Annotated in this window: 3 protein-coding genes; 2 read left to right on the top strand and 1 reads right to left on the bottom strand. The window is 56.1% G+C overall.

All coding sequences use genetic code 11. The features are described from left to right. A partial coding sequence (locus WA354_RS19320; protein WP_472814653.1) for a cold-shock protein occupies positions 1-158 on the bottom strand: 158 nt, incomplete at its 3' end. 455 nt (positions 159-613) lie between these two features. On the opposite strand from WA354_RS19320, the gene WA354_RS19315 reads away from it, so the two are divergent. Together WA354_RS19315 and WA354_RS19310 are read left to right on the top strand one after the other, a co-directional pair. Beyond that, positions 614-1,552 carry a YihY/virulence factor BrkB family protein gene (locus WA354_RS19315; RefSeq protein ID WP_472814652.1) on the top strand — a complete coding sequence of 313 codons (939 nt, stop codon included), beginning with the start codon at positions 614-616 and terminating at the stop codon, positions 1,550-1,552. Between the two features lie 626 nt (positions 1,553-2,178). Further along, the coding region (locus WA354_RS19310) for a vWA domain-containing protein (protein WP_472814651.1) at positions 2,179-3,412 on the top strand (1,234 nt) is incomplete at its 3' end.

The following is a 3,412-nucleotide window of genomic DNA, read 5'->3' as shown; positions in this document are numbered from 1 at the left end:
TGGCACTCAAACTCGACCGGGTCTCCCTCGTTCAACGTTTTGTAGCCGTTCTCCTGGATGGCGGAAAAGTGCACGAAAACATCCTCGCCGCTAGACCGTTGAATGAACCCGTACCCTTTGGCACCGTTGAACCACTTCACTACGCCCTGCTCCTTCATTCACCTTCTCCTTATTCGTGGTGAACACAGCGGGGAAACCGTTACTTGCCGCTCCTGTGTTTTTCGATCAGCAGGAAACGGAAGCTCGGGCTTTTCCCAACCCAGAGACGGCGCGAGCCGCCGACGCGCCCGACGGGGTCGCGCTGAGGCAGCTCGATGTCATTTCAGAATTGGGGCTGTGCTTCCCAAACACCAAAACTTCCAATGCTATGGCCTTCCTGAACTTGCGACGGTGTGCCTCCCGGCGCACCGTTCTCCTTTTATGGCAGGAACTTACCCCAAAAGCAAGGAGAAAATTGACTTCCGTACCGCAAGGTAATCACTGCCAATCGTTGGCTATGGAAAAATAGAGATACATTACAGCTCAGGATCGGAACAAGCGCTTTGCTATGGCGTGCGAGGGCGCACAAACGGCACAACCGACCGTTCTGTACCCTTGTCTTCTGGAGACCTTGGTGAACGACGTTTCAAATCCCGGTACGGGCGTGACTGAGCCGCTGCCGGCCGCGGGAGGGTTCAGCGACAGCCAGCCAGTTGCCGTTTCAAAGTGGTATCGGTGGCGCAAAAGCGGCGTGGCCATGGCCGACTATCTGCTTGATGCCGAGGTGCACACCTTCGCTTTCAGTGTTGCAGCAAACGCGATCATCTCGTTCATTCCATTGATCGTGCTGCTCTATACGATCGCTCTGTCGGTCTTCCATTCGCAGGAAATGGTCAACGTGGTGAACAAGATTGTAGAGCAGTTTCTGCCCACAACAGCCAAACAGGGCAGCGAGGATTTTCTGGCGTTCTGGCTAAGGTGGGCGGCTCAGACATCTGGCCGGCACGGGGTGCAGGCGCTCTCGCTGGTGATGATCTTGATCTCCTGCACCGGTATCTTTCTTCCACTCGAAGTGGCTCTGAACCAGGCTTGGGGAGTGACCAAGAGCCGCAACTATCTGTGGAACCAGGTTGTGGCCTTTGGGCTGGCCATCTGGATGGTGTTTCTGGCGATGGCAAGCGTTTTGTTGAGCACCTGGCAGCGTCAGCTCCTTGGCCTGGTTTTCTTCCATCACACCGAGAATTTCGTGTTCCAGGGGATTAGCTATCTGTGGCTGGCGGCAACTACCGGCGTCGCCTCGGTTCTGTTTTTCTTCTCGATTTACTGGCTTCTGCCCAATCGCAAGATTCCGGCGCGGCAGGTCGTTCGCACTTCGATCATCACGGGCGTGGTCTGGCTGGCTGCTAAGGAAGGATTCGTCGCCGTGCTGCCGCACCTCGATTTGAAGGCGCTATATGGACCGTTTTATGTTTCCGTCGGTCTGTTGTTCTGGGCCTACATCTCAGGATTGATCCTGTTTGCCGGCGCACAGATCAGCGCTGTCCCTCGTGCAGAGAATACTGAAAAGGGCTGAATGAGGCGCTCGTATTGAGCGGGTGTATTATCGTGGCGATCCTGATCTGAGGCGATCGTATGACGTTTCGACTCGGCATATGGGCGGCTTTATCCTCTGTTCTTCTGCCAGGCTCTTTGTTTCCTCAAAATCCCGCGTCCGCGAAGGAGCGCGATTCTGGTTGGATCGCGACAATTCAAGTTCAGGTTAGGGACAGCAGAGGGCTTCCGATTTCGGGACTCGGCCGAGACGACTTCATCTTGTCGGAGCACGGGACTCGCGACGCGATCGTTTCGGTTCGAAGCCTGGCAGAGCCGGCTGCGATCACCGCTCCACAATTCGAAACTCCGAGCCAGGGGGAAACTTCGAAAGCGCAGCCTGAGTCACGGCAAACATCTCCCCAACGCGCTTTCACTAACACCTGGATACTGCTCGTCTTTGCGCCCATGTCCGCTCAGGGAAGGAATCTTGCGATCTCAGGGCTTCAGAAGTTCCTCAATCAATCACACCCGGATAACTTTCGCTTTGCGCTCTTGGACGATGCAGGAGAATTCCTGCCGTTCAGCCAGGATACGCGAGCGCTTCGATCGAGGCTCGACTTCCTTGAACATCACACGAGCCCACCCCAGTTCTATGGCGGCCCCTGGATGTCAAAGACGGGCAGAGCGATCCAGGAATTGGCCATTCGGCCCGGCCGCCACGCAATTGTCTTTGCTTCCGATTTCGAATCGAACGTATCCGATCCGATATTTATAAACCCCTATCGTCCCCCTTTGCGCGTTGGCCCATCGGCTTTCGTTGGCGCAGCAGTTTACGCGCAAGCGGCTATGTACACCGTGGAGGGCTCAGGGCCTGGAGTGGTGGTGCCGTTTGGGGGAGCGGCTGAATTCCAGTACTCAGGATCAGGGCAGCAGGTCGCCGACATGATCAATATGCAGACCACGAATCTTGCCGAACGCCGACGCGATTTTCTGTACGCCGCCGAGCAGACAGGAGGAGTGGCCGCTCGCGACATCCTGGATGCCTTTGCGGATATCGCGGCCGATGCCGCCGGATTCTATAGGATCACCTTTAAACCCAATCTCGAAGAAACTGACGGAGCCTGGCATCCGATATCTGTATCCATCCCTGGCCGTAATGTGCGTATTCGCGGACCCAGGTACTATCTTGCGCCCCTGTCTGAGAGTCAGCAGAAGCTTCCGGCAGAGATGCTGAAGAAATTCCAGAATCGAGCAGCAACTGCACATCTCGATAGCGCCGCCCACGTCTGGCTCTTCCCAGACGCGGAGGGCATCCATACCGCATTGATGGCTGCAGATTTTGCCTGGCCTGCCACCGCCAATAATTCGCCTCGCGGTTCACAGCTTCAGATATTCGCTCAGCTTGTAGACGACAGTCTAGGACAAGTTGTGGGATCGTGGCTCAGGGAACAGGAGTGGAAGCAGGATGACAAGGTATCCCGAAGCGTGCATTGGCAGCGCGAGACCCCGCTCTATCCAGGCTTATACTCGCTGAGAGTGATTGCTCTCGACACGGCTTCCGGGAGAATGGGCACCAGGGAATTCACGTTCGCCATATACCCCACCAGCACGCCGCCGTTTCGCCTCAGTGATATCGTGATTTCCGGCCGCTGTCTCGCCGACGATGAGGTGCAGGGACGAACGAACCTGCTGGATCCCCTTCTCGTGGATGGCTGCTTTTTGTCACCGTCCGCGGCTGGAAGCTTCTCCACTGCACAAACTCCCACGGTGATGGTCAGGATTTACACGACCGATCAAGAGCTTCGCGAGATGATTCTCAGAGACTGGAAAGGTTATGTGTCCATTGGAGAAGGTCAGCGCATTCCACTTTCTATTGCGAGAGCGGATATTCGGGGCCTAG

The organism is Occallatibacter sp. (assembly GCF_049802275.1).
Classification (GTDB): Bacteria; Acidobacteriota; Terriglobia; order Terriglobales; family Acidobacteriaceae; genus Telmatobacter.
The sequence above is the reverse complement of the archived record's forward strand: the minus strand, read 5'-3'. Positions and strand labels throughout refer to the sequence as shown.